The sequence below is a fragment of the Microcella sp. genome, assembly GCF_033763155.1.
In the GTDB taxonomy this organism is placed as follows: Bacteria; Actinomycetota; Actinomycetes; order Actinomycetales; family Microbacteriaceae; genus Microcella.
Map to the genome: position 1 here is coordinate 1 of NZ_JANRKZ010000252.1, position 22231 is coordinate 22231.

Here is a 22231-nt window from a genome sequence, read left to right on the forward strand (position 1 = left end):
CGATCAGCGACCTACGCTGACTGGCTCGAGGAATACAATCGCCGACGACCCCACAGCGCCCTCGACGGTCACACGCCCGCTTGCCGCGTTCACAACCTCACGGGTCGTTACACCTAGCGGTTGAGTCGGCGCCGCACGAGAGCCACCGCACTCGTCGCATCGGGAACGCGCATCGCGAGGAGCGCTCCCGCGTAGATCGCGATCATCGGTAGGCCGATGATCGCGATGCTCGCGGCTGCGCCGCCGACCGTGTCGCGGGCGAATCCACTCTCGCCGAACGTGCCGAGCGACCACCCGATGAGCAGACCCGTGAGCAGGGATGCCGCGCCGGCAGCGATGAACTGGGCAGTGCGGCGGGCGATGAGCGGGGCATCCAGAGAGCCAATACGGCGGCGCAACGCGAATCCGCCGATGATCATCTGGAAGAACGCCGCCGCCGACGTCACCAGACCGATGCCGGGCACGATCCATGCTGTGGGGAGCAGGCTGCAGAACACGGCGCCAATGATGAAAAACAGGGTGTGAGCGGCCTGGAGCCAGAAGGCGGTGCGGGTGTCGTCGATGGCGTAGAAGACGCGCTGCATCACGAAGTAGACGCTGAACGGCACGAGCCCGACGACGAACGCGATGAGCACGATCGCGATCTGATCGATAGCCGCGGCGTCAAAGATGCGCCCGAAGGGAACCGCGACGGCGACGAGCCCGACGGTCGCGAGGATCATGAACAAGACCGTGAGACGTGTTGCTTCGGTCGTGTCGACGCGCACCGATTCGCGGTCGCCGTCTCGGGCGTGCGTGCTCATGCGCGTGAGGTATGCCGTGACCAGCGAGACGACCACGATCGAGTGCGGGAGCATGAAGAGCAACCACGCGGTGCGCATCACCATGAGCGAGGCATCGTCGGGCGTGGCCGCGATGGACGCGACGCGGGTCTGCACGACGCCCCCCGCCTGCATCACGATGATCATGGCGAACACCCAACCCGCCGCACGGCCCGTCGCGCCGAGCCCGGATCCCCGCCAATGGAAGTCGGGCCGGTACTGCAGGCCAGCGCGACGCCAGAAGAACGTGAGCACAAAGGCTTGAGCGGCGACACCCAGAGTGGCGGTGCCCGCGAGTACAGCGATCATGGCCGGCGTCCACGCCGTGGCGTCGCTGACGTCGGCATCGAACATCAGGCCGAAGGCGACCATTCCGCCGATCGCGACCAGGTTGTTGACGGCGGGGGCCCACGTGAACGGCCCGAACACACGACGGGCGTTGAGAACCTCGCCAAACAGCGTGTACAGGGCATAGAACAGCACTTGCGGTAAGCACCAGTAGGCAAACGAGACGGCGAGCGACACTTCGTCAGGCGTGAACCCGCGCGTTCCCGATTCGTCAGCCGATGCCGTGTAGAGGCTGACGAGAAGCGGCGCCGCTAGTGTCGCGACGATGCCGGCAATCAGAAATACCACGATGCCGATCGTGACGAGCCGGTTGATGAATTGCTGACCACCGTCGGCGTTGACACTGGCCCGAACGATCTGCGGAACGAGCACCGCGCTCAGCACACCGCCCGCGACGATCGCGTAGATGTTGTTCGGTAGCTGATTGGCGAGGGCGAAGGTGTTGGCACCGGAGCCGAGCGCGCCGAGGGTTGTCGTGAGCATGACCGCGCTGATGAAGCCGAGCACGCGTGACACGATTGTGCCCGCCGCCAGAACAAGGCTCGCGCGGCCGACGCTCTGCCCGTCAGCGGTCGTCACGCGTGTTCCGCCCGAAGCCGCCGACGCTTGCGAACGTCCCGAATGATTCCGAAGCCGAGCAAAAGAATCAGCGCGACGGCCATCGCGATCGTTCCCGCGGTCTCCCAGCCGGCTTGCAGGTTGAGGGCGACCCGGGTGGGGTTTCCGATGATGGCGCCGCCGGCATCCCGAACCGTGACAGTGATGTCGACCTGGCCGTTCGTGAGTGATTCCACCGGAACCCGCGCGCGGGTTTGCGAGCGGGGTTCGACGAGAGTCTCGACACGCGTGTCGAGAACGCGCAACTGAGTCGTGTCGGGCTCAACCTTGACGAAGACGCGAACCGCGACATCAAGATCGTTCTGAACAGTGACCGGCAACGAGGCGCGGTCAGCGAGCAACGTAATGGTGCTGCTCTCGACGACTTGCACCGATGACTGCAGGTCAGCCGATTCCCGAACGAATTGCTGCAAGGCGTCAACGGATTGATCGCCCCAGCCCACCGACAGCGCGGCGAGCAATTCGAGGCGACGTAGATCGGTGATCGAGGCAGGTGTCACGGCGATCGATGCAAAGGCGCGGTCGGCGGCTTCGGCTTGCAGCGCTGCTCGCGCAGCGGCAACTCGCGTGTCGTCGACCGCCGGCTCGACCACCGCCGAGCTTGATGCCGAGCGGCTCAAGGCGTCAGAGGCCAGCGCACCCGTCGCCCACGGCAACGCCACCGTTTGGGCGATGGTGTCGAGCAAACGACCAGTGCCCGCCAACTGATCGCGCTCGAGGGGAATGATCACCGGGATGCCCGGCTCGGCAGCAGCGGTCGACGCCAGCACGGCAGACACGCGTGCCATGGCGTGATCGAACCGCTGTTGAGAGACTGCGAGGCTCGCTGCTCGCGCCGCAGAACTCAGCACGTCGTCAGTGCGGAGAACCCTCACATCACCGACCTGTTGCACCGGCGCCATGCTCTCGAGAGACGAACCGGGGGCGATGAGCACCGACGTTCCGTCATCGCTCAGCACCGGCACCGCCGCCGCTGTGAGCAGCCCGGCCTCCGCCCAGGCGATACCGCCGAGAGTCGCGGGCCACTGGGCAAGCTCGTCGATCGTGACGGCATCGCTCGGGTCGGGGCTCGGGGCCGGAGTCTCGTCGACCGCGCCCGGGGCGACGGTGACGACGCCGGTTCCTTCGGGGCGTGGCACGGGGCGTGAAGCCGCCGCGATCGTCACGAGTGGGTCAGCGTCGGCCCACGGCAAGAGAAAGCTCTCGTTCGGCGCGGCGAGCAGTCGGTCGAGAAACACCACCGCGTCGGCGGGGGCGTCGTCACCCAGCAGTCGAATCGAGGCGACGACGCGCGGGTCGACCGCGAGCAGCACGGGTCGACCGGCAACGGCGTCGAGCGTGCGGGTGAGTGCGCCGCCCGCTGCGGTGTAGCGAGCGAGAACGTCGGCGGAGAGGAATCCTGCCGACTCGCCCGGTGTTGCGATCGCGGCCACAAAAGTCGTGGCGGCGACCGGGGCGGTGGTGCCATCGGGCACCCACACGACCGCGGTGCGGTCACGCGCGAGAGGGGAGCCGTCGGCGGGGGCATCCGCACCGGTCACCGTGATGGCAGCGAGCCGAGCCCCAAACGGCCCAGCGAAGACGGTTCGGGCATCCGACACGATCAGATCGAGCACGGCGCTCGCCTGGGGGTCGAGAGCAGAGACCGGCGCGGTCGCAGCCGGCACGGTCTCGATGCTGACGGTGGCCCCGCCAAACCACTGGGTGAGGTCATCAGGGGTCGCGACCGTCGAGCCGTCGATATCGAGCGACACGACCATGTCGCCGGTGCTGACGGAGCCGGTGTTAGTGATCGTCACGCGAACGCTCGCTGATCCGTCTGGCCTCACGATTCCCGAGTTCGCGGGAGCCGCGATGAGCTCAATGGCCGGCTCGTCGCTCGTGGACGTGGTGGAGGCCATCGCCACATCGGTGATCACTGGTTGCGATAGCGACACCAGCACGAGGCCCGTGATCATGACCACGCCAGCCCAGCGGCGCCCCATGAGGGGGAGCGCGAGGCGACCCCCTCGTTCCCGCTCGGCCGACATGGGGGAAGTCTAGACTCTGGTGACTATGGAGAGCGTGGCCCAGGCCGTCACCCGACTTGAGGCCCTCGCAACATCGGAGCCGCTGGCCACGCTCGCCGAGCGGTTCGCGTCGGCCGGCCACGAGTTGGCACTCGTGGGTGGGCCGGTTCGCGACGCGTTTCTCGGCCGGCCCGTCAACGATCTTGACTTGACCACCTCGGCCCGACCTGACGACATTGTTCGCATTGTTGCTCCCGTGGCGACGGCGCACTGGGACATTGGGCGGGCGTTCGGAACCATTGGCGCTCGCCTGGGCGATCACACGGTCGAGATCACGACCTATCGCACCGATGCGTATTCACCCGACTCGCGCAAGCCAGAAGTGGCGTTTGGCGACACGCTCGAAGGCGATCTCATTCGCCGCGACTTCACGATCAACGCGATGGCATTGCGATTGCCTGCCCGCACTCTCGTCGACCCCTCTGGGGGCCTCGATGACCTGTTCGCCCGCCGACTCATGACGCCGGGAAGCCCCGACGATTCCTTTGGCGATGATCCCTTGCGCATGTTGCGGGCCGCGCGCTTCGCCGCTCAACTGCAGGTCGACCTCGACCCGTCGGTCATCGACGCCATGCGACGGATGCGCGACCGCTTGTCGATCATTTCTGCCGAGCGCATTCGCGATGAGCTCGTGAAGCTTGTCAGCACGACTGCCCCTCGGCGGGGGTTGGCACTGCTCGTTGACACAGGACTCGCGGAACACGTCGTGCCGGAGCTGCCCGCCCTGCGCCTCGAGGTTGACGAGCACGCCCACCACAAAGACGTCTACGAGCACTCACTCACGGTGCTGGAGCAAGCAATCGAGCTTGAGTCAGAGCGCACTCCCGACGAGGCGCCTGATGTCGTTCTGCGCCTCGCCGCCCTGCTGCACGACATTGGCAAGCCGGTCACGAAGCGCGTGGAGCCGGGGGGCGCGGTCACCTTCCACCACCACGATGTCGTGGGTGCCAAGCTTGCCCGCAAACGACTCACGGCTTTGCGTTTCGACAAAGACACGATTACCGCCGTCAGCCGATTGATCGAGTTGCACTTGCGGTTCTTCGGGTACAGCGATGCACCCTGGACCGACTCCGGGGTGCGTCGTTATGTTCGCGACGCGGATGCTCTGCTCGAGCGCCTGCACATTCTCACTCGAGCCGACGTCACGACCCGCAATCGCCGCAAAGAGGCGCGGTTGCGCGGTGCCTACGACGAGTTGGAGCGCCGCATCGCTGAACTTGCGGAACAAGAAGAGCTGCAATCCATTCGTCCCGATCTCGATGGCGAGCAGATCATGGCGCTTCTGGGACTGCGCCCAGGCCCCGTCGTTGGAGAGGCCTACCGGTTCTTGCTCGAGCAGCGCCTCGATGAGGGGCCGCTGGGTGAAGCAGAGGCGGAGCGTCGGTTGAAAGCCTGGTTCGCAGCTCGCGCGTGAAACCCGTCTCGTGGTTTGAGGCAGAGTCGGTGTGCGACTAGACTCTGCAGGTTGCCCCGCCGCATGCGCGCGGGAGCACACGATGCCATAACCCTCCTGCTGCAGACCGTCTGCAGCCGTTCGAGTCCGAAGGAGGTGGGTGAGTCATGCATCAGTACGAATTGATGGTCATTCTCGACCCGGAGATCGATGAGCGCACTGTCGCTCCGAGCCTGGACAAGTTCCTTGGCGTGATCCGGAACGATGGCGGCTCTATTGAGACCGTCGACATCTGGGGCCGTCGTCGCCTTGCTTACGAGATCAACAAGAAGACCGAGGGCATTTACGCCGTCGTGAACTTCACGGCGAACCCCTCGGCAACGCAAGAGCTCGACCGTCAGCTCAAGCTCAGCGAGGCCGTGATGCGCACGAAAGTTCTGCGCACCGAAGAGGCCGTTGCTCGCGCCGCGTCGATCGAAGCCGACAACTCGGCTCGCGCCGAGGCGAAGGCTGCTCGCGCTGCCACCAAGGCCGCGTCGAACGCCACGGCTGCGGAGTAGTCGTGGCCGGCGAGACGATCATCACCGTTGTCGGCAACCTGACTGCCGACCCCGAACTGCGGTACACGCAGAGCGGACTCGCCGTCGCGAACTTCACGATCGCGTCGACTCCCCGTTCGTTCGACCGAGCGTCGAACGAGTGGAAAGACGGTGACGCCCTCTTCCTGCGCGCGAGCGTGTGGCGCGAGTTCGCCGAGCACGTGGCGAGTTCGCTCACCAAGGGAAGCCGGGTTATCGCTCAAGGTCGACTCAAGCAGCGGTCGTACGAGACCAAAGAGGGCGAAAAGCGCACCACTATCGAGCTGGAGGTCGACGAGATCGGCCCGAGCCTGCGGTACGCGACCGCTCAGGTCACCCGCAGCGCCGTTGGCGCTGGTGGTGCCCCGATGGGTGGAGGCCGTGGAAACGGCGCCCCGATCGCCGACGAACCGTGGGGTGCACCGGCGTCAGCCAGCGCTCCGTCGGGCGGCGACGTGTGGAACACCCCCGGCTCGTTCTCGGACGACACTCCCTTCTGATTCGCCCGGCTTCGGCGCGATTCACTTCTGAACATCCCGTAAGAAAAGGACAACCACATGGCTGGCAAGAGCAGCGGCGACCGCCGCAAGCCTCGCGGTGGCAAGGGCGCGAAGAACGCCGCTCCCGCGAAAGCGATCCGCGTTGGCGTCATTGACTACAAAGACGTCGCGACCCTCCGCAAGTTCATCTCCGAGCGCGGAAAGATCCGTGCTCGTCGCATCACCGGTGTCTCCGTGCAGGAGCAGCGCCTCATCGCTCGCGCCGTCAAGAACGCGCGCGAGATGGCACTGCTGCCGTACGCAGGCGCGGGCCGATAGGAGCACCTGATGTCGAAGCTCATTCTCACGCAGGACGTCACCGGTCTCGGTGCTCCTGGCGATGTCGTCGAGGTCAAGAACGGGTACGCCCGCAATTACCTCATTCCTCAGGGTCTTGCCGTGGCGTGGAGCCGCGGTGGCGAGAAGCAGGTTGACTCGATCAAGGCCGCCCGCGCTGCGCGCGAGTACGCCACGATCGAAGAGGCCCTCGACCTGAAGGCTCGCCTTGAGGCGAACCCCGTCACGCTGTCGGTCAAGGCGGGCGCTGAGGGTCGTTTGTTCGGCTCGGTCAAGACCGGCGACGTGGCAGATGCTGTCGCGGCGGCAGGTCTTGGCTCGATCGACAAGCGCCTGCTCGAGCTCGTCGCGCCCATCAAGGGGCTCGGCCAGCACGAGGCCATTCTCAAGTTGCGCGATGGCGTTGTGGCCACGATCACGATCTCGGTCGTCGCCGCCAAATAGTCACGCTCAGCACCACACAGCGGTACTCGCGCTTCGGCGCGGGTACCGCTTTGTGCATTCTCCTGTCAAGGGGGTGACGGCGTGTTCGTCCACAGACGACGCCGCGCGTGCATCAACCCTCAGGGGTCGGTTGAAGGCTGTTTCTCCACACACCGTGTGAATAGTTAAATCCCAGGTCAGAGCCGTTTCGCGCAGAAATATTCCGAGAGAGTGCACATGTGTTTCCACATGTTCCCCACATCGTCTCCGGCGTTTCTCCGCAGAATTCCACATTGTTATCCACAAGGGGATTTGAGGCCGGATGCCCGCCGTTTCTAGGGTGAACCGTCGCACTCAGGGCCATCGCGAGCGGGATGCCGCATCCCGTGTCAGCGGTGGGCGGTAGACCTAAGTCACGGCATGAAACGGGGGGTTGGCTATGTCGATTGCGCACATCTCAGCGGCGACCGACCCGCGGGCGGGTGCCGAACAGCGCAGCACGAGCGACTCTCGCAACCACGACCGCGTTCCTCCGCACGATCTCCTGGCCGAGCAGAGCGCCCTCGGTGGCATGTTGCTCAGCAAAGACGCGGTTGCCGACGTCATCGAGAGCGTGCGCGGCGTGGACTTCTACGTTCCCAAACACGAGGTGATCTTCGAGGCAATCCTCACGCTCTACTCACACGGTGAGCCCACAGACGTGATTGCGGTCACTGACGAGCTCACCAAGTCCGGTGCCCTCAGTCGCGCCGGCGGTGCTGATTATCTCCACACCCTGACGGCGATCGTGCCGACCGCAGCGAATGCGGGGTATTACGCGTCGCTCGTCGCCGAGAAGGCTGTTCTCCGTCGTCTCGTCGAGGCCGGTACCCGCATTGTGCAGATGGGCTACGCCTCTGAGGGTGAAGTCACTGACCTCGTCAACAACGCGCAGGCCGAGATTTACCAGGTCGCCGGTGGTGTCGAGGCGGAAGACTTCATTCCCCTCACCGAAGCGGTGACGACCGCGATTGATGAAATCGAGGCGGCGAAAGGCCGCGACGGGTCGATGACCGGTGTGCCAACCGGATTCGCCGATCTTGACGAACTCACCAACGGTCTTCATGGTGGGCAGCTCATTCTCGTTGCTGCTCGCCCGGCACTGGGTAAGTCAACGCTCGCGCTCGACTTCGCGCGTGGCGCCTCGATCAAGAACAACCTGCCGACGATCATCTTCTCGCTCGAGATGGGGCGCAGTGAGATCGCGATGCGCCTACTCTCCGCCGAGTCATCGGTTCCCCTGCAGGCGATGCGCAAGGGCACGATCGACTCGCGCGAGTGGACGACGATCGCAGCCACGCGCGGACGCATCAACGATGCTCCCCTCTACATCGATGACAGTCCCAATATGACGCTCGTCGAGATTCGCGCGAAGTGCCGCCGCCTTAAGCAAAAGGTGGGGCTCAAGATGGTGATCATCGACTACTTGCAGCTCATGACGAGCGGCAAGCGAGTTGAGAGCCGCCAACAAGAAGTGAGTGAGTTCTCGCGCGCACTCAAGCTCATGGCCAAAGAGCTTCAGGTTCCGGTCGTTGCGCTGTCGCAGCTGAATCGTGGCCCCGAACAGCGCGCCGACAAGATGCCGGCCCTGAGCGACCTCCGCGAGTCGGGCTCGCTCGAGCAAGATGCCGACATGGTCATTTTGTTGCACCGTGACAGTGCCTACGAGAAAGAGAGCGCTCGCCCCGGCGAAGCAGACCTGATCGTCGCGAAACACCGCAATGGCCCGACGAAGACCATCACTGTGGCGTTCCAAGGGCACTTGTCGCGCTTCGCCGATATGCCTCGCATCTAGGCTGCCGTCGCGAACTCACGATCATCGCAGGATGCTCACGGGCGCCGCGCCGTACGATAACCGCATGACTTCCGCGCCTGTGTCGACCGACGCCACCGCCGCGCGCGTGTCGTGGATCGGACCCATACTCCGAGCGCTTCCGGCGGCGGTTGTCGGACTCATCATCACCTTCACGGCGAATCACTCACCCGCACTCGGGCTGACGATGCTCAGCGTCTTCGGTATCGCAACAGCCGTCGTGGCCGGGGCGTCGAGCGTGTGGCTCGGCCCCGCCGACGAGCTTCGGTCGTTGCACCGGGGCCTCGCGATCATCGCGGGAGTCGCTGGCGCTCTCGCGGCCGTGGTGCTTCTCGTGATGGGGGCTGGGCTTGCGATGCTGCTGCTGCTCGTGGGTGGGTATGCGGTCGTCGCGGGCGCATTCGAGCTCGTGTGGGGCATCCGTCATCGCGGTCGCAGCGTTTTTGCGCGCGACGCGCTCGTCATTGGCGGCGCAACGCTCGCCCTTGCCGTCGTGCTTGCCCTGGTGGGTGACCCCGTCAGTGCTGTGGGCTTCTTCGGCGCCTACGCCGTGATGCTCGCCATCTTCTTGTTGATTGCCGGCTTTAGCCTCAAGTGGTCGTCCCCCGTGAAAGAGAGCACCGACGCATGACCGAACCCCGCACGCGCATCACCCTGCGCCCCGCTGAGCTCGTCGCCCTCGCGGCGCTTGTCGCCGTGTTCGTGGCTCTCATCACGCTCATGGTGACGCGCGAGTTGGTGTTCTCATTGATCGTCTTCGGTGCAACCTTCGTGCTCGATCTGGTGGTGCTCGCGATGCTCATGCTCGCCATCACCCCCAATCGCCCTGCCGAGGGCGAGCGAGAGCCCGACACCAAGAACGACTAGGTCGTCGTCACTCAGGCGAAGCGCCGCTGACGTAGTCGACGAGACGCGAGGCAGCACCGACGTAACTGTGCGGCGTCAGTGCGGCGAGCCGGGCTTTTGCCTCGGCCGAGATGTCGAGGGCGTCGACGAACGCACGCAACTCGTCGGCTCCGACGCGGTGGCCACGAGTGAGCTCTTTGAGCAGCGCATAGGGGTCAGCGATCGAACTGCGGCCGGCCGTGACTTCGGCGCGAATGACGGTCTGGATGGCTTCGCCGAGCACTTCCCAGTTGCCGTCGAGATCGCGAGCGAGAGCATCCGGATCGATCGCGACGTCGCCGAGGCCCTTGATGATGTTGTCGAGCGCAAGAAGCGAGTGGCCAAGCGCGACGCCCACATTGCGTTGTGTCGTCGAGTCGGTGAGATCGCGCTGGAGGCGTGACGTCACGAGCGTAGCCGCGAGCGAGTCGAGCAGAGCGCTCGCGAGCTCGAGGTTCGCCTCGGCGTTCTCGAATCGAATCGGATTGATCTTGTGCGGCATCGTCGACGAGCCCGTGGCGCCCGCCTGCGGAATCTGGCGGAAGTAGCCCATCGAGATGTAGCTCCACATGTCGGTGCACAGGTTGTGCAGCACGCGGCCGACATGGCTGATGCGCTGGTACAACTGCGCTTGCCAGTCGTGCGACTCGATCTGCGTCGTGAGCGGGTTCCAGGTCAGGCCGAGTCCCGTGACGAAGTCGCGGGATGCGCTGATCCAGTCGTGGTCGGGATCAGCGGCGAGATGCGCCGAGAACGTGCCCGTGGCACCCGAGAACTTTCCTCGGTACTCGACCTCGTCAATCGAGGCCAACAGCACCTCGAGTCGGTGCACGGTGACCGCGAGCTCTTTGCCCATTGTTGTCGGCGTCGCCGGCTGGCCGTGCGTGTGGGCGAGCATCGGTTGGTCGCGCAGACTGACGGCGAGGCCGCGCACCGCGTCGACCAGCGCGCGTGCGCGGGGCATCCACACATCGTGAACGGCCGCGCGAATCGTGATCGCGTAGGCAAGGTTGTTGATGTCTTCGCTCGTGCACGCGAAGTGCGTGAGTTCGGCGATCTCGGTGAGGCCGAGCGCGGCGAGCTTGTCGCGAACGAAGTATTCGACCGCCTTCACGTCGTGGCGGGTCACGGCCTCGCGCCGCGCGAGGTCGGCCGTGTCGTCGTCGTTGAAGTCGGCGACGATCGCTCGCAACTGCCGGGCTTGCTCAGCCGTCAGGGGCTGCGACCCGAAGAGGCCCGCATTGGTGAGGTGAATGAGCCACTCGACCTCGACCTGAATGCGCGCGCGATTGAGTCCTGCCTCACTCAAGTGCTCGCCCAGGGCAGAAACCTGTGCCTGATACCGCCCATCGAGGGGGCTGAGGGGTTGGATGCTGAGCGGGCTCATGAGACGACTCCCTGTCGGATTCCGGGTTCGAGTTGGCGGAAGAGCGCGGTGCACGACCGCTCGATCATGCCGAGCACAGCGTCGAACATCGCCGCGTCGGAGTAGTAGGGGTCGGGAACGTCGAGTGCGCCCCCGGCCTCGGGGTCGAAGCTCAAGAGCAAGTGAACCTTCGCGCGCGCGTCGTCATCGGGCGCCCACGACTTCAAGATGCGCTCATGGGTGCGGTCGAACGCAATGATGAGGTCGAGGCTCTCGAACCACGCCGTGTCGAACTGACGGGCACGGTGACCGCCGCCGTCATAGCCGCGCGCCCGCAGCGATGCCACCGTGCGCGGGTCGCTGCTTTCGCCAACGTGCCACTCACCGGTACCTGCTGAGTGAACGCCAACGTGGCTTTCCCACCCGCGCGCGCGAATGAGTTCGCGGAAAACGGCTTCGGCCATCGGTGAACGGCAGATGTTTCCGGTGCAGACAAAGCAGATGCGAAACATCCCGGGTGCGTCTAAGACCCGGTCGAAGCTCATGCCCCCATTGTGTCCCAGTTCCCCCTCCTCCACACCCGCGCCCCCGTGGCCGTCAACGAGCCGAGCGCGCCCGCCACCCACCGACGTGACGACCGAGGGCGCACGATGGCGGCGACGGATGCGGTGCGCCCGCAGAGAGGAGTTCGTGCGTGTACGCCACCTCCCCCCTCGATACCTGCTCGCCGTCGGGGCGAGGCCTCGACCCTCACGACGAGGTGCGCCGGCAGATCGTGCTCGTCGATGACCTGATCGACCGGGTCTCGATGGTGCTCACGGTGCTTCCCGAGAGCGGTGCGTTCCACGACTGGTGGGGCCCGGCACGGGAGGCCTTTGAGCAGTCGCTCGGTATCGAGCGGGCGCGCCTCTCTCGGCAGATTGAGCGCCTCGACGCCGTGCGCGCGCAACTGGAGCGTGTGGTGATTCAGGGCGTGGGGGTTGTGCCATGACCGGAACCCTTGCCGTCGGGGTGGGATCGGGGGTGGCCGTCGACGAACTCGAGAGGCTGAGCCGTGTTCTGCAGTCGGCCGCCGAGCAGTGTTTCGAGATCACGGTGCGCATCCCGCCGCTTCGCACGGGCGTGAGCCATGGCATCGATGCCGACCTCTGGGAGATCGAGAGCGCGGTCGTGCGGGCGCGCGATCACGTTGGCGAGCTGTCACGAGCCCTGTGGTCAGCAGCGAGTCTGTATGAGTCGAGTGAGCGAGCGGCGGCGCGCGCGGGTGAATTGGTGGCATCGCACCTTGCGGCAACCGCTGGTCTCGTGCTGTCGCGGTTGGGCCTCATCGTGGTGCCGGGCGTTGTCGTCGCGGCGAGCAGAGTGACCGCGATTGCCCAGCTGCTTCCCGAGCAGCAGCGCGAACTGATCACACACCAGCTCGTCTCGGCGCTATCGGCCCTGGCACCCGCACTGCGGGAGCCCACGGTGCTCGAGGCCATTCGGGCGGCCCTCACTCTGGCTGATGACGCCGTGCTCGGCACGGTGGGTGTGCCGCCGACCGTGGTGGCCACGCTCGGCGAAGCCGGGCTCGATGTCACGGGCATCGACTCGGCCGCCCTGGCGGTGGTCGGGCTGGCCGCGCTCGCCGGAGCAAACGGCACCGATCCGGTGCGTGTCGACCGCGCCGGCTCTGACCTGCGTCGAGGCGGAGAGACTCGCCCGGTGGCACCCCCCGACTCGCTCGCCGACCGGGTGGCACGCATTCCCGATGCGTCGACCCCTATCGTCATCGAGCGCTATGCCTTGCCCGATGGCAGCGTGCACGTTGAGGTGTACATCGCCGGCACCGACGCCCACGCCCCAATGGGCGGCGAGCAACCCTGGGACATGGCGAGCAATGTCGCGATCATCGCGGGCGTCGAGGCTTCGTCGGTGCAAGCGGTGCGTGCAGCACTCGCTGCCGAAGGCGTCACGAGCGACACCTCGGTGGTCTTCACGGGCTACTCACAAGGCGGAGCGATTGCGACGGTGCTTGCTGAGTCGGGCGACTACCGCACAACGGGCTTGGTGACCGTCGGGGCTCCGAGCGGCGCAATGCCCGTGCGTGGCGACTACCCGGCCATCGTGATCGAGCATCGTGATGATCTCGTGCCCACCCTGTCGGGCATTCGCCGCGAGACGACGGCAGTGGTCGTGCGCGGTGATGCGATCACCTCGGGCGAGCATCCTGAGGGGTTCGTTCCCGCTCACGACCTCGACCGCTACCTGCGCACGGCGGCCGAGGCCGATGCGCATGACAGCGCCGCGCTGCGCGCGGCGATCGAGGCCCTGCCGCGCGTGCCGCAGTCGGGAATCGCGAGTTCATACACGGCGACGCGCATCCCGAGCTCGCCGCAGTGACCGCGGCTGCTTACGAGCGCTTGCGACCCACGAGAGGGCGCAGCAGCACCCCGATCAGCCAGCTGAGCAGGCCGAGCACGACAGCACCCAGCACGCCCCACCAGAAACCGTCAACCGTGAGGCCGAACCCGAGCAGGCTCGAAATCCATGCAACGAGCAACAAGAGCAAACCGTTGACGATGAGTGCAATCAGTCCGAGCGTCAAGATGTAAATCGGAAAGGCGACGATGCGAATCATGTTGCCGATCACGCCATTGACGACGCCAAAGATGAGACCCACGAGCAGATACGTGAGCACAAGAGCAACCGTGTCGCCCTCGGCGCCATACGACACGACCTTGACGCCTTCGACGAGGATCGTGGTGAGCCACAGCGCAATGGTGTTGATAATCAGGCGAATCAGAAAGCGTCCCATGTCTCAACTATGCCCACTGCGGCGCCGTCGCGGCAATTGACCACCGGGTGAACAGCCGTCGCGAGATCAGCAAATGCGGGTCGACGTAGGCTGAAGGGGTGACTGAGTTGCCGACCTCGAGCAAGCCCGCCGTGCGCCTTCGGCCCGAAATTGTGTCGTTGCCCGCCTACAAACAGGGCAAGCCCGCATCGGCCAACGCCTTCAAGCTCTCGAGCAACGAGAATCCCTTTCCGCCGCACCCGGCCGTGCTGGCGGCGATTCGCGATCTCGACATCAATCGGTATCCGGATGCCACGGCGCTCGCCGTGCGCGAACGACTGGCCGAGCGGCACGGCGTCACCCCCGACGAGATCATCGTGGGGGCCGGATCCGTCGCGCTGCTCGCGCAACTCATCAGCGCAGCCGCCACCGTGGGCGACGAGGTCGTGTTCGCCTGGCGCAGTTTCGAGGCCTACCCGGGGCTCGTCACTGTCGCCGGCGCAACGGGCGTGCGCGTGCCCCTCACCGCTGATGCCCGACATGACTTGCCTGCGATGGCCGCGGCCGTGACCGATCTCACGCGCGCGGTGATCGTCTGCACGCCCAACAACCCCACGGGCACGGTGGTGACGGCGGAAGAGTTCGAGACTTTCATGGCAGCCGTGCCGAGTGATCTGCTGGTCATTCTCGACGAGGCCTACGCCGAGTTCGTCGACGACCCGACGGCAGTCGACGGCGCCACGCTCGTGCGGCGCTACCCCAACCTCGTCGTGCTGCGAACCTTCTCGAAGGCGTACGGGCTCGCGGGCCTTCGGGTCGGCTACGCCATTGGTCCGGTGGACGTGCTCGACGCGGCGCGCAGCACCGCGATTCCCCTGAGCGTGACCGAGGCCGCGCAACGCGCAGTGCTCGCGGCGATGGAGGTTGAGCCCGAGTTGCTCGAGCGCGTGCGATCCCTGGCGCAGCGCCGCGATGAGGTGCAGGAGGCACTGCGCGAGCAAGGGTGGCGCGTGCCCGCCTCGCAGGGCAACTTCGTGTGGCTGCCGACCGGGCCGGCCACGGCCGCCGCGGGCGAGACCCTCGCCGCGGCCGGGATTGTGGCGCGCGTGTTCCCTCCGGAGGGCATCCGCGTGTCGATTGGTGAGGCCGAATCTGTGGAAACTCTGTTGGCCGCCACGAGTGAGGTTGTGCGCACCCTCTGACCAGTGGCCGCACGCGCGGCCCTAGAGTGGAATCCATGTCGTACACCCCGGAGACGCTGCAGCTGCTCGCGCCCGACGGAAAGCGCGTGGCCAGTGAGGCCACCGAGGCGTACCTGCCGTATGTGGATGCCCTCACTGAGCAGCAGTTGCGCGAGTTCTATCGCACCATGCGCGTAATTCGCCGCTTCGATATCGAGGCTGGCAACCTGCAGCGCCAGGGCCAACTCGCCCTGTGGATTCCGAGCCTCGGCCAAGAGGCGGCGCAAGTCGGATCGGGGTTCGCCGCCAAGGCGCACGACCACATCTTCCCGGCCTACCGCGAACACGCGGTCGGCCACATTCGTGGCCTCGACGTCGTGCAGATCATCAAGATGTTGCGCGGCCTTACTCACGGTGGCTGGAACCCGGCCGAGACCGGCAACTTTCACATCTACACGCTCGTGATCGGGTCGCAGACCTTGCACGCCACGGGCTACGCGATGGGCCTGCGGTTTGACGGGCTTGTGGGCACGGGCGATGCCATGAAAGACACGGCGGTGCTCGTCTACTTCGGCGATGGCGCGACGAGCCAGGGCGATGTCAACGAGGCGTTCGTCTTTGCGCAGAGCTACCAGACCCCGCAGGTCTTCTTCTTGCAGAACAACCACTGGGCGATTTCGGTTCCGGTGCGGGTGCAATCGCGCACGCCGCTTTTCCACCGGCCCCGCGGCTTTGGGATTCCGAGCGTGCAGATCGACGGCAACGACGTGCTCATGAGCTATGCGGCGACGGCCGCAAGCCTCGACGCGGCTCGCGCGGGCGAGGGCCCACAGTTCATCGAGGCGCTGACCTATCGCATGGGTGCGCACACGACGAGTGATGACCCCACCAAGTACCGCGACGATGACGAACTGCACTACTGGCAAGAGCGTGACCCCATCTCGCGCTTCGAAACCTACTTGCGGGGTCTCGGTGAGAGTGAGGCGTTCTTCACGGAGGTGAACGACGAGGCCGAGCAGTTTGCCGCTGATGTTCGCGCTCGCACGCTCGCTCTCGAGCCCCCGCCCGCCGAGTCGATGTTCGCGCACGTCTATAGCCAGCCGCATCCGGTCATGGATGCCCAGCGCCAGGCGCTCGCCGACTTTGAGGCGTCGTTCGAGGGGGGTGCGTGATGGCGACCGAAACGTTGACGATGGCCAAGGCTCTGAACCTCGGCCTCGCGGCAGCCATGGAGGCCGACGACAAGGTCGTGCTCATGGGCGAAGACATTGGCCCGCTCGGTGGAGTCTTTCGCGTGACCGAAGGTCTGCAGAAGCAGTTCGGGGCGAACCGCGTTCTTGATACCCCGCTCGCCGAGTCGGGCATCGTGGGCACGGCGGTGGGCCTGGCGATGCGCGGCTACCGGCCCGTCGTTGAGATTCAGTTCGACGGCTTCATCTTTCCGGCGTTCGACCAGATCACGACGCAGCTCGCCAAGCTCACGGCGCGCCACGAGGGCGCGCTGCAGCTGCCCGTCGTCATCCGTGTTCCCTACGGCGGACACATCGGCGCGGTCGAGCACCACCAAGAAAGCCCCGAGGCCTACTTCGCCCACACTGCCGGCTTGCGGCTCGTGAGCCCGGCGACGCCGCACGATGCGTACTGGATGATTCAGCAGGCCATCGAGAGCACCGACCCGGTCATGTTCTTTGAGCCCAAGAGTCGCTACTGGCCCAAGGGCGAGGTCGACCTCGCGTCACCCGGCGCCGAGCTGCACGCGTCGCGCATCGTGCGCGAGGGAACCGACGTCACGGTGGTGGGCCACGGAGCCATGGTGAGCATGCTGCTCGACGCGGCGGCGCTCGCCGCTGAGGAGGGCACGAGCATCGAGGTCGTCGACCTTCGGTCGCTCTCGCCGATCGACTACGCCCCTCTGCTCGACTCGGTGCGTCGCACGGGCCGCCTCGTCGTGGCGCAAGAAGCACCCGGGTCGGTGAGCATCGGCTCCGAAATCGCCGCGACGGTCACCGAAAAAGCCTTCTACTCACTCGAAGCCCCCGTGTTGCGCGTCAGCGGTTACGACACCCCCTTTCCCCCTGCCAAGCTCGAGGGCGCGTACTTGCCCGACGTCGACCGCATCTTGCACGCGGTTGACCGCGCGCTGGCCTACTGATCGCACTGGAGGAATCGTGAGCATCTCCGAGTTCCCGCTCCCCGACGTCGGCGAGGGTCTGACCGAGGCCGAGATCGTGTCGTGGCGCGTCAAGCCCGGCGACACGGTCACCATCAACCAGGTGCTCGTCGAGATCGAGACGGCGAAGTCGCTCGTCGAGCTGCCGTCGCCGTTCGCGGGCACGGTCGATGCCTTGCTCGTCGACGAGGGGCAGACCGTCGAGGTCGGCACGCCGATCATCACCGTGCGGGGCGACGGCCCGGCCAGCGGACCCGGGGCGACGGATGCGGGGGTCGCCGATACGGCATCCACGATCGTCAGCGAGGCCGAGGCCGAGAAGCCCGGCGCCGTGCTCGTCGGCTACGGCGCCAAAAGCCACGTGGCCTCGCGCCGCACGCGCGGCAAGGCGGAATCCCCGGCTGCGGCCCCGGCCGCCGCCCCCCGACTCGCGTCGGTGCCCGCCGCCGACTCGGGCCCCGTCATCGCCAAGCCCCCGATTCGCAAGCTCGCCAAAGACCTCGACGTTGATCTCACGGCCGTGACGGCCACGGGCCTCGCGGGTGAGATCACGCGCGACGACGTGATTCGGCACGCTCAGCAGGCGAGTGTCTTCCGCAACATTCAGACGCCCGAGTGGCCCAACGAGCGCGAAGACCGCATTCCCGTCAAGGGCGTGCGCAAGGCGATCGCCGCGGGCATGGTCAAGAGCGCGTTCAGTGCTCCGCACGTGAGCGTATTCGTCGACGTCGACGCGACGCGCACGATGGAGTTCGTCAAGCGCCTCAAGGCAAGCCCTGACTTCGCCGGAATTAAGGTGTCGCCGCTGCTCATCATGGCCAAGGCCATGATGTGGGCCGTGCGCCGCAACCCTACGGTGAACTCGACGTGGACCGACACCGAGATCATCGTGCACCACTTCGTCAACTTCGGATTCGCCGCGGCGACCCCGCGCGGGCTTGTGGTGCCGAACATCAAGAACGCGCAAGACCTGAGCTTGCGCGAGCTCGCCCAGGCAATCGAGCTCATGACCAACACGGCGCGCGACGGCAAGCTCCAGCCGAGCGACATGGCCGACGGCACGATCACGATCACGAACATCGGCGTTTTCGGTATGGACACCGGTACGCCGATCTTGAACCCGGGTGAAGTCGCCATCGTTGCCCTCGGCACGATCAAGCAGAAGCCCTGGGTGGTCGACGGTGAGGTGCGCCCGCGTTTCGTGACGACGATCGGCGGCTCGTTCGATCACCGCGTTGTTGACGGCGACGTCGCGAGCCGATTCCTTGCCGACGTCGCGAGCGTCATCGAAGAGCCTGCGCTGCTGCTCGACTAGTCGGTGGCGGGTTCGAGAATCACCACGGGAATCTCGCGCTGAGTCTTGCGCTGGTAAGCGGCATAGCCGCGATACGAGCGCACGGCGAGGGGCCACAGGCGCGCCCGCTCGGTGGGGTCGGCCGTGCGCGCGATGTAGGGCCGTGGATGCTCGCCGACCCTCGCCACCTGCACCGTGGGCTCGGCCACGAGATTGAGGTACCACGCGGGCTGCGCGTCGTCACCACCCCGGCTCGCGATGACGATGAGGCGTTCGCCGTCCCCCGGCAGAGGCTCGCGGTGGGGCACGGTCAGGATCGTCGTGCGCGGCAGGCCGCTACTGCGTCCGACCGTGGTCAGGTCAATCACGGGCATGCCCCCGAGTGATCGCCCGATGCGCCCCCCGGTCAGACGCAACACGGCGCGGTGAAACCCGGTCATCGTGAGCATGGCGCGGCGGTTCGACATGGGGCGACCGTAGCGGGGCATCCTGACCGCCCGCCACTCGAGCCGAATGCTTATTGAGAATGCTTTTGACAATCATTCTCGATAACACGTAGCATCGGGGCATGATCGCACGCACGACCACGACCGCCATCGTTCTCGCCGCCGCTACCGCCGTCACTCTCACCGGTTGCGCCGCTCCCGCATCCACGACCGAGGGGCTCTCGATCGTTGCATCGACGAATGTCTATGGCGACATTGCGGCGACCATCGCCGGTGACCTCGCGACCGTCACGAGCATCATCGACTCTGCCGCGCAAGACCCCCACAGCTACGAAGCAAGTGCTCAACACCAGCTCGCTATCGCGACCGCCGATCTCGTCATCGAGAACGGCAGCGGGTACGACCCGTTTATCGACGTGCTCGTCGAGGGTTCGGGAACGAGCGCGGTCGTCGTGTCGGCCGCGTCAGTGGCGGGCCTCGAAGACGAGCACGCTGACGACGAGGCGCACTCCGACGACGAGGCGCACGCTGACGACGACGGTCACGGCCACCTCGAGGGTGTCAATGAGCACGTCTGGTACGACCTGCACGTGATGGGTGACGTGGCCACGGCGATTGCGACCGAACTGGCCGAGATCGACGCTGCGAACGCTGCCACCTACGAAGAGAACCTGACGGCCTGGCTCGCCGAGCTCGAGGCGTTGGAGGGTGAGCTTGAGTCGGTCGCCTCAGCGCTGGGCGGCGGTGTGGTCGCGACGACCGAGCCCGTGCCGGCCTACCTGCTCGCCGAGCTGGGGCTTGACGACGAAACCCCCGCCGAATTCGTCGAGGCGATTGAAGAAGGCGCCGACGTTCCCCCGCTTGCGCTGCAGCAGACGCTCGACCTCATCGCCTCGGGCGAGATTCGACTGCTCGCCTACAACGAGCAGACGGCGAGCCCCGAGACCGAACGGGTTCGTGCGGCGGCCGAAGCAGCGGGCATCCCCGTCGTCTCGTTCACCGAGACCCTGCCCGACGCGCAAGACTATGTCTCGTGGATGCGCGCCAACATCGAAGCGGTCGCCCAGGCGTTGACGCCGGCGTGACCTCGCTCGGCGACGATCGTTCCCCCGCCCCGGTGCTCAGCATCCGGGGCGGGGCGCTCGTCTTCGGCGATCGCGTCGTGTGGAGCGGCCTCGAGCTCGACGTTCAGCCGGGTGAATTCATTGCCGTTCTCGGGGGCAACGGCACGGGCAAGACGAGCTTGTTGCGCGCCATGCTCGGCGAGCAGCACCTCGACGCCGGTGAGGTGTTCGTGGGCGGGCATGCCGCACATCGCGGGCATCGGCGCATCGGCTACATTCCGCAGCAGAAAATCGTCGCGCCCGGCACGCCCCTTCGCGGGCGAGACCTGGTCATGCTCGGCGTCAACGGTCAGCGTTACGGGCCGCCCATCACGACCCGCTCTGATCGCGCGACGGTGGATGCCCTGCTCGCCGCCGTCGGAGCCACCGGCTACGCCGACCGCCCGCTCGGCAGTCTCTCGGGCGGTGAGCAGCAGCGCTTGCGGGTTGCTCAGTCTCTCGCCGACGACCCCACACTGCTGTTGTGCGACGAGCCCCTCATGAGCCTCGACCTGCAGCACCAGCGCGCGGTGAGTGAACTCATCGACGCGCGCCGACGTGACCACGGCACCGCCGTGATCTTTGTCACGCACGACATTAATCCCGTGCTTCCGATGGTCGACCGCGTGCTGTATCTCGCGCAGGGTCGCTTCACCGTGGGCACTCCCGATGAGGTTTTGCGTGATGACGTTTTGTCGCGCTTGTACGGAACGCCCGTCGAGGTCTTTCGCTCGCATGGCCGCGTGATCGTGGTGGGCGCACCCGAGGCAGAGCACCACCACGAGGTGATCGCATGATCGGCGTCGATTGGGCGACCTACGTGCAATTGCTCGCCCTCGTGCAGAACTCGATCGTGGCCGCGGCCGTGCTCGGAATCGTGGGCGGCCTCATCGGTGTCTTCGTCATGCAGCGCGATATGGCGTTTGCCGTTCACGGCATTAGTGAGCTGTCGTTCGCGGGTGCCGCGGCGGCCCTCCTGCTCGGGCTCAATGTCGTTGCGGGCTCGATCGTCGGCTCGCTCATCGCGGCCGCTCTCATCGGCGTGCTCGGCGCGAAGGCTCGCGATCGCAACTCGATCATCGGCGTCTTGATGCCGTTTGGCCTCGGGCTGGGCATCTTGTTTTTGGCCCTGTACCCCGGTCGAAGCGGAAACAAGTTCGGTCTGCTTACCGGCCAGATCATCAGCGTTGACCTGCCTCAGCTGGGGCTGCTCATCGCGATCAGCCTCGTCGTGCTGATTGCTCTGTTGATCGTGTGGCGACCTCTGACCTTCGACAGCCTCGATCCGGAGGTGGCGAGTGCGCGCGGCGTGCCCGGCCGCGCGCTGAGCATTGTCTTCATGACGTTGCTGGGCCTGACGGTGGCCGTCTCGGTGCAGATCATCGGCGCCTTGCTCGTGCTCGCGCTCCTCGTCACACCCGCGGCGGCAGCCCTGCGCGTCTCGGCGTCACCCGTGCTCGTCCCCGTTCTGAGCATGATCTTTGGGTTCGTGTCGGCCGTGGGGGGCATCCTTCTCGCCCTCGGTGGTTCGTTGCCGATCAGCCCTTACATCACGACCATCTCGTTCGGCATCTACCTCGTGTGTCGCCTCGTCGGTCAGCGAACTGTTCGGCGCGCCGAGGCCTCACGGTGGGCACGGAGTTCAGCATGAAACGCAATACCTGGCAGCGCGAGGCGGTGCGCACCGCCCTCGCCGGTTCTGAAACGTTTGTGAGTGCGCAGGCCTTGCATGGCGCCCTGAAGGATGCGGGCTCGAGCATTGGCCTGGCCACGGTGTATCGGGCTCTCGCCGATCTTGCCGACGAGGGCGAGGCCGACTCACTGCAGCAAGATGGTGAGTCGCTCTACCGAGCGTGTACTCCCGGCAGCCACCATCACCACCTCATTTGCCGCAACTGCGGACTCACGGTGGAAATCGAAGCGGAAGCAATCGAACAGTGGGCGCGTGAGGTGGCAAACCAGCATGGTTTCGTGCAACCCCATCATGTTGTCGATGTATTCGGGCTGTGTCGTGAGTGCGCGACGACGGGGAGCTCTCAACCAGGCCAGAATGGTGCATGAACCGAGTTCGC

At 65.9% G+C, this 22231-nt stretch carries 25 protein-coding genes; 19 read left to right on the forward strand and 6 right to left on the reverse strand.

Annotation, left to right across the window (positions count from 1 at the left end; all coding sequences use genetic code 11):
- Positions 1-117: integrase core domain-containing protein (locus SFU54_RS10815; RefSeq protein WP_319016305.1), on the forward strand; the 117-nt coding region annotated here is incomplete at its 5' end.
- Here the strand turns inward: SFU54_RS10815 and murJ are convergent.
- Positions 114-1748, reverse strand: coding sequence for a murein biosynthesis integral membrane protein MurJ (murJ, locus tag SFU54_RS10820; RefSeq protein ID WP_319016282.1), 1635 nt, complete (start codon positions 1746-1748; stop codon positions 114-116). The two genes, SFU54_RS10815 and murJ, sit on opposite strands and share 4 nt — an antisense overlap.
- On the reverse strand, positions 1745-3817 hold the full coding sequence (locus SFU54_RS10825) for a DUF6049 family protein (protein ID WP_319016283.1): 2073 nt from the start codon (positions 3815-3817) through the stop codon (positions 1745-1747). The genes murJ and SFU54_RS10825 overlap by 4 nt, the downstream gene beginning before the upstream one ends.
- Positions 3818-3842: 25 nt before the next feature.
- Between SFU54_RS10825 and SFU54_RS10830 the strand changes: the two genes are divergently transcribed.
- The 8 genes from SFU54_RS10830 to SFU54_RS10865 all read left to right on the forward strand — a co-directional run bounded on the left by SFU54_RS10830 (position 3843) and on the right by SFU54_RS10865 (position 9805).
- Positions 3843-5270 carry a CCA tRNA nucleotidyltransferase gene (locus SFU54_RS10830; RefSeq protein ID WP_319016284.1) on the forward strand — a complete coding sequence of 476 codons (1428 nt, stop codon included), beginning with the start codon at positions 3843-3845 and terminating at the stop codon, positions 5268-5270.
- Between the two features lie 146 nt (positions 5271-5416).
- Positions 5417-5809, forward strand: a complete 393-nt coding sequence (gene rpsF / locus SFU54_RS10835; protein ID WP_319016285.1) for a 30S ribosomal protein S6 — start codon at positions 5417-5419, stop codon at positions 5807-5809.
- Positions 5810-5811: 2 nt separating this feature from the next.
- The gene (locus SFU54_RS10840) at positions 5812-6327 is read left to right on the forward strand and encodes a single-stranded DNA-binding protein (protein ID WP_319016286.1); all 516 of its coding nucleotides are present in this window, start codon (positions 5812-5814) and stop codon (positions 6325-6327) included.
- A gap of 57 nt (positions 6328-6384) precedes the next feature.
- Positions 6385-6645, forward strand: a complete 261-nt coding sequence (gene rpsR, locus SFU54_RS10845) for a 30S ribosomal protein S18 (RefSeq protein ID WP_047561128.1) — start codon at positions 6385-6387, stop codon at positions 6643-6645.
- Positions 6646-6654: 9 nt separating this feature from the next.
- Complete coding sequence (gene rplI / locus SFU54_RS10850) at positions 6655-7107, forward strand: 50S ribosomal protein L9 (RefSeq protein ID WP_319016287.1); 453 nt, start codon at positions 6655-6657, stop codon at positions 7105-7107.
- 418 nt (positions 7108-7525) lie between these two features.
- Complete coding sequence (gene dnaB, locus SFU54_RS10855) at positions 7526-8920, forward strand: replicative DNA helicase (RefSeq protein ID WP_319016288.1); 1395 nt, start codon at positions 7526-7528, stop codon at positions 8918-8920.
- 64 nt (positions 8921-8984) lie between these two features.
- Positions 8985-9569, forward strand: a complete 585-nt coding sequence (locus SFU54_RS10860; protein ID WP_319016289.1) for a hypothetical protein — start codon at positions 8985-8987, stop codon at positions 9567-9569.
- Positions 9566-9805 (forward strand): hypothetical protein, encoded by a 240-nt coding sequence (locus SFU54_RS10865; RefSeq protein WP_319016290.1) that lies wholly within the window; start codon positions 9566-9568, stop codon positions 9803-9805. The genes SFU54_RS10860 and SFU54_RS10865 overlap by 4 nt, the downstream gene beginning before the upstream one ends.
- 7 nt (positions 9806-9812) lie before the next feature.
- Here SFU54_RS10865 and purB read toward each other — a convergent pair whose 3' ends face one another.
- Positions 9813-11210 (reverse strand): adenylosuccinate lyase, encoded by a 1398-nt coding sequence (purB, locus tag SFU54_RS10870; protein ID WP_319016291.1) that lies wholly within the window; start codon positions 11208-11210, stop codon positions 9813-9815.
- Entirely contained in the window at positions 11207-11734 is a 528-nt protein-coding gene (locus SFU54_RS10875) for a low molecular weight protein-tyrosine-phosphatase (RefSeq protein WP_319016292.1), read from the reverse strand. The genes purB and SFU54_RS10875 overlap by 4 nt, the downstream gene beginning before the upstream one ends.
- 149 nt (positions 11735-11883) lie before the next feature.
- Between SFU54_RS10875 and SFU54_RS10880 the strand changes: the two genes are divergently transcribed.
- Positions 11884-12180, forward strand: a complete 297-nt coding sequence (locus SFU54_RS10880) for a hypothetical protein (protein ID WP_319016293.1) — start codon at positions 11884-11886, stop codon at positions 12178-12180.
- Entirely contained in the window at positions 12177-13571 is a 1395-nt protein-coding gene (locus tag SFU54_RS10885) for a hypothetical protein (protein ID WP_319016294.1), read from the forward strand. The genes SFU54_RS10880 and SFU54_RS10885 overlap by 4 nt, the downstream gene beginning before the upstream one ends.
- Positions 13572-13581: 10 nt before the next feature.
- Here SFU54_RS10885 and SFU54_RS10890 read toward each other — a convergent pair whose 3' ends face one another.
- Complete coding sequence (locus tag SFU54_RS10890; RefSeq protein WP_319016295.1) at positions 13582-13986, reverse strand: phage holin family protein; 405 nt, start codon at positions 13984-13986, stop codon at positions 13582-13584.
- A 98-nt stretch (positions 13987-14084) separates the two neighbouring features.
- On the opposite strand from SFU54_RS10890, the gene SFU54_RS10895 reads away from it, so the two are divergent.
- From SFU54_RS10895 to SFU54_RS10910, 4 genes are read left to right on the forward strand one after another with little or no spacing between them, the layout of a single operon-like run.
- Entirely contained in the window at positions 14085-15167 is a 1083-nt protein-coding gene (locus tag SFU54_RS10895; RefSeq protein ID WP_319016296.1) for a histidinol-phosphate transaminase, read from the forward strand.
- A gap of 35 nt (positions 15168-15202) precedes the next feature.
- Positions 15203-16318 carry a thiamine pyrophosphate-dependent dehydrogenase E1 component subunit alpha gene (locus tag SFU54_RS10900; RefSeq protein WP_319016297.1) on the forward strand — a complete coding sequence of 372 codons (1116 nt, stop codon included), beginning with the start codon at positions 15203-15205 and terminating at the stop codon, positions 16316-16318.
- Positions 16318-17298 (forward strand): alpha-ketoacid dehydrogenase subunit beta, encoded by a 981-nt coding sequence (locus SFU54_RS10905; RefSeq protein WP_319016298.1) that lies wholly within the window; start codon positions 16318-16320, stop codon positions 17296-17298. The genes SFU54_RS10900 and SFU54_RS10905 overlap by 1 nt, the downstream gene beginning before the upstream one ends.
- Positions 17299-17314: 16 nt before the next feature.
- Positions 17315-18631: a dihydrolipoamide acetyltransferase family protein gene (locus tag SFU54_RS10910; RefSeq protein WP_319016299.1), complete on the forward strand. Its 1317-nt coding sequence runs from the start codon at positions 17315-17317 to the stop codon at positions 18629-18631.
- Here the strand turns inward: SFU54_RS10910 and SFU54_RS10915 are convergent.
- The gene (locus SFU54_RS10915) at positions 18628-19077 is read right to left on the reverse strand and encodes a nitroreductase/quinone reductase family protein (RefSeq protein ID WP_319016300.1); all 450 of its coding nucleotides are present in this window, start codon (positions 19075-19077) and stop codon (positions 18628-18630) included. The genes SFU54_RS10910 and SFU54_RS10915 overlap by 4 nt on opposite strands.
- A gap of 101 nt (positions 19078-19178) precedes the next feature.
- Between SFU54_RS10915 and SFU54_RS10920 the strand changes: the two genes are divergently transcribed.
- From SFU54_RS10920 to SFU54_RS10935, 4 genes are read left to right on the forward strand one after another with little or no spacing between them, the layout of a single operon-like run.
- Positions 19179-20141 carry a metal ABC transporter solute-binding protein, Zn/Mn family gene (locus tag SFU54_RS10920; protein ID WP_319016301.1) on the forward strand — a complete coding sequence of 321 codons (963 nt, stop codon included), beginning with the start codon at positions 19179-19181 and terminating at the stop codon, positions 20139-20141.
- Positions 20138-20956 carry a metal ABC transporter ATP-binding protein gene (locus SFU54_RS10925; protein ID WP_319016302.1) on the forward strand — a complete coding sequence of 273 codons (819 nt, stop codon included), beginning with the start codon at positions 20138-20140 and terminating at the stop codon, positions 20954-20956. Before SFU54_RS10920 ends, SFU54_RS10925 begins: the two co-directional genes overlap by 4 nt.
- Positions 20953-21810, forward strand: coding sequence for a metal ABC transporter permease (locus SFU54_RS10930; RefSeq protein WP_319016303.1), 858 nt, complete (start codon positions 20953-20955; stop codon positions 21808-21810). Before SFU54_RS10925 ends, SFU54_RS10930 begins: the two co-directional genes overlap by 4 nt.
- Entirely contained in the window at positions 21807-22220 is a 414-nt protein-coding gene (locus SFU54_RS10935) for a transcriptional repressor (RefSeq protein WP_319016304.1), read from the forward strand. The genes SFU54_RS10930 and SFU54_RS10935 overlap by 4 nt, the downstream gene beginning before the upstream one ends.
- The last annotated feature ends 11 nt before the right edge of the window (positions 22221-22231 follow it).

Excerpts from the sequence above, each read along its gene's own strand:
- SFU54_RS10930 (WP_319016303.1), top strand. The coding sequence starts at position 20,953 with ATGATCGGCGTCGATTGGGCGACCTACGTGCAATTGCTCGCCCTCGTG.
- dnaB (WP_319016288.1), top strand. The coding sequence starts at position 7,526 with ATGTCGATTGCGCACATCTCAGCGGCGACCGACCCGCGGGCGGGTGCC.
- rplI (WP_319016287.1), top strand. The coding sequence starts at position 6,655 with ATGTCGAAGCTCATTCTCACGCAGGACGTCACCGGTCTCGGTGCTCCT.
- SFU54_RS10860 (WP_319016289.1), top strand. The coding sequence starts at position 8,985 with ATGACTTCCGCGCCTGTGTCGACCGACGCCACCGCCGCGCGCGTGTCG.
- SFU54_RS10920 (WP_319016301.1), top strand. The coding sequence starts at position 19,179 with ATGATCGCACGCACGACCACGACCGCCATCGTTCTCGCCGCCGCTACC.
- SFU54_RS10830 (WP_319016284.1), top strand. The coding sequence starts at position 3,843 with ATGGAGAGCGTGGCCCAGGCCGTCACCCGACTTGAGGCCCTCGCAACA.
- SFU54_RS10865 (WP_319016290.1), top strand. The coding sequence starts at position 9,566 with ATGACCGAACCCCGCACGCGCATCACCCTGCGCCCCGCTGAGCTCGTC.
- SFU54_RS10915 (WP_319016300.1), bottom strand. The coding sequence starts at position 19,077 with ATGTCGAACCGCCGCGCCATGCTCACGATGACCGGGTTTCACCGCGCC.
- rpsF (WP_319016285.1), top strand. The coding sequence starts at position 5,417 with ATGCATCAGTACGAATTGATGGTCATTCTCGACCCGGAGATCGATGAG.
- rpsR (WP_047561128.1), top strand. The coding sequence starts at position 6,385 with ATGGCTGGCAAGAGCAGCGGCGACCGCCGCAAGCCTCGCGGTGGCAAG.
- SFU54_RS10905 (WP_319016298.1), top strand. The coding sequence starts at position 16,318 with ATGGCGACCGAAACGTTGACGATGGCCAAGGCTCTGAACCTCGGCCTC.
- SFU54_RS10935 (WP_319016304.1), top strand. The coding sequence starts at position 21,807 with ATGAAACGCAATACCTGGCAGCGCGAGGCGGTGCGCACCGCCCTCGCC.
- SFU54_RS10890 (WP_319016295.1), bottom strand. The coding sequence starts at position 13,986 with ATGGGACGCTTTCTGATTCGCCTGATTATCAACACCATTGCGCTGTGG.
- SFU54_RS10885 (WP_319016294.1), top strand. The coding sequence starts at position 12,177 with ATGACCGGAACCCTTGCCGTCGGGGTGGGATCGGGGGTGGCCGTCGAC.
- purB (WP_319016291.1), bottom strand. The coding sequence starts at position 11,210 with ATGAGCCCGCTCAGCATCCAACCCCTCAGCCCCCTCGATGGGCGGTAT.
- SFU54_RS10825 (WP_319016283.1), bottom strand. The coding sequence starts at position 3,817 with ATGTCGGCCGAGCGGGAACGAGGGGGTCGCCTCGCGCTCCCCCTCATG.
- SFU54_RS10900 (WP_319016297.1), top strand. The coding sequence starts at position 15,203 with ATGTCGTACACCCCGGAGACGCTGCAGCTGCTCGCGCCCGACGGAAAG.
- SFU54_RS10875 (WP_319016292.1), bottom strand. The coding sequence starts at position 11,734 with ATGAGCTTCGACCGGGTCTTAGACGCACCCGGGATGTTTCGCATCTGC.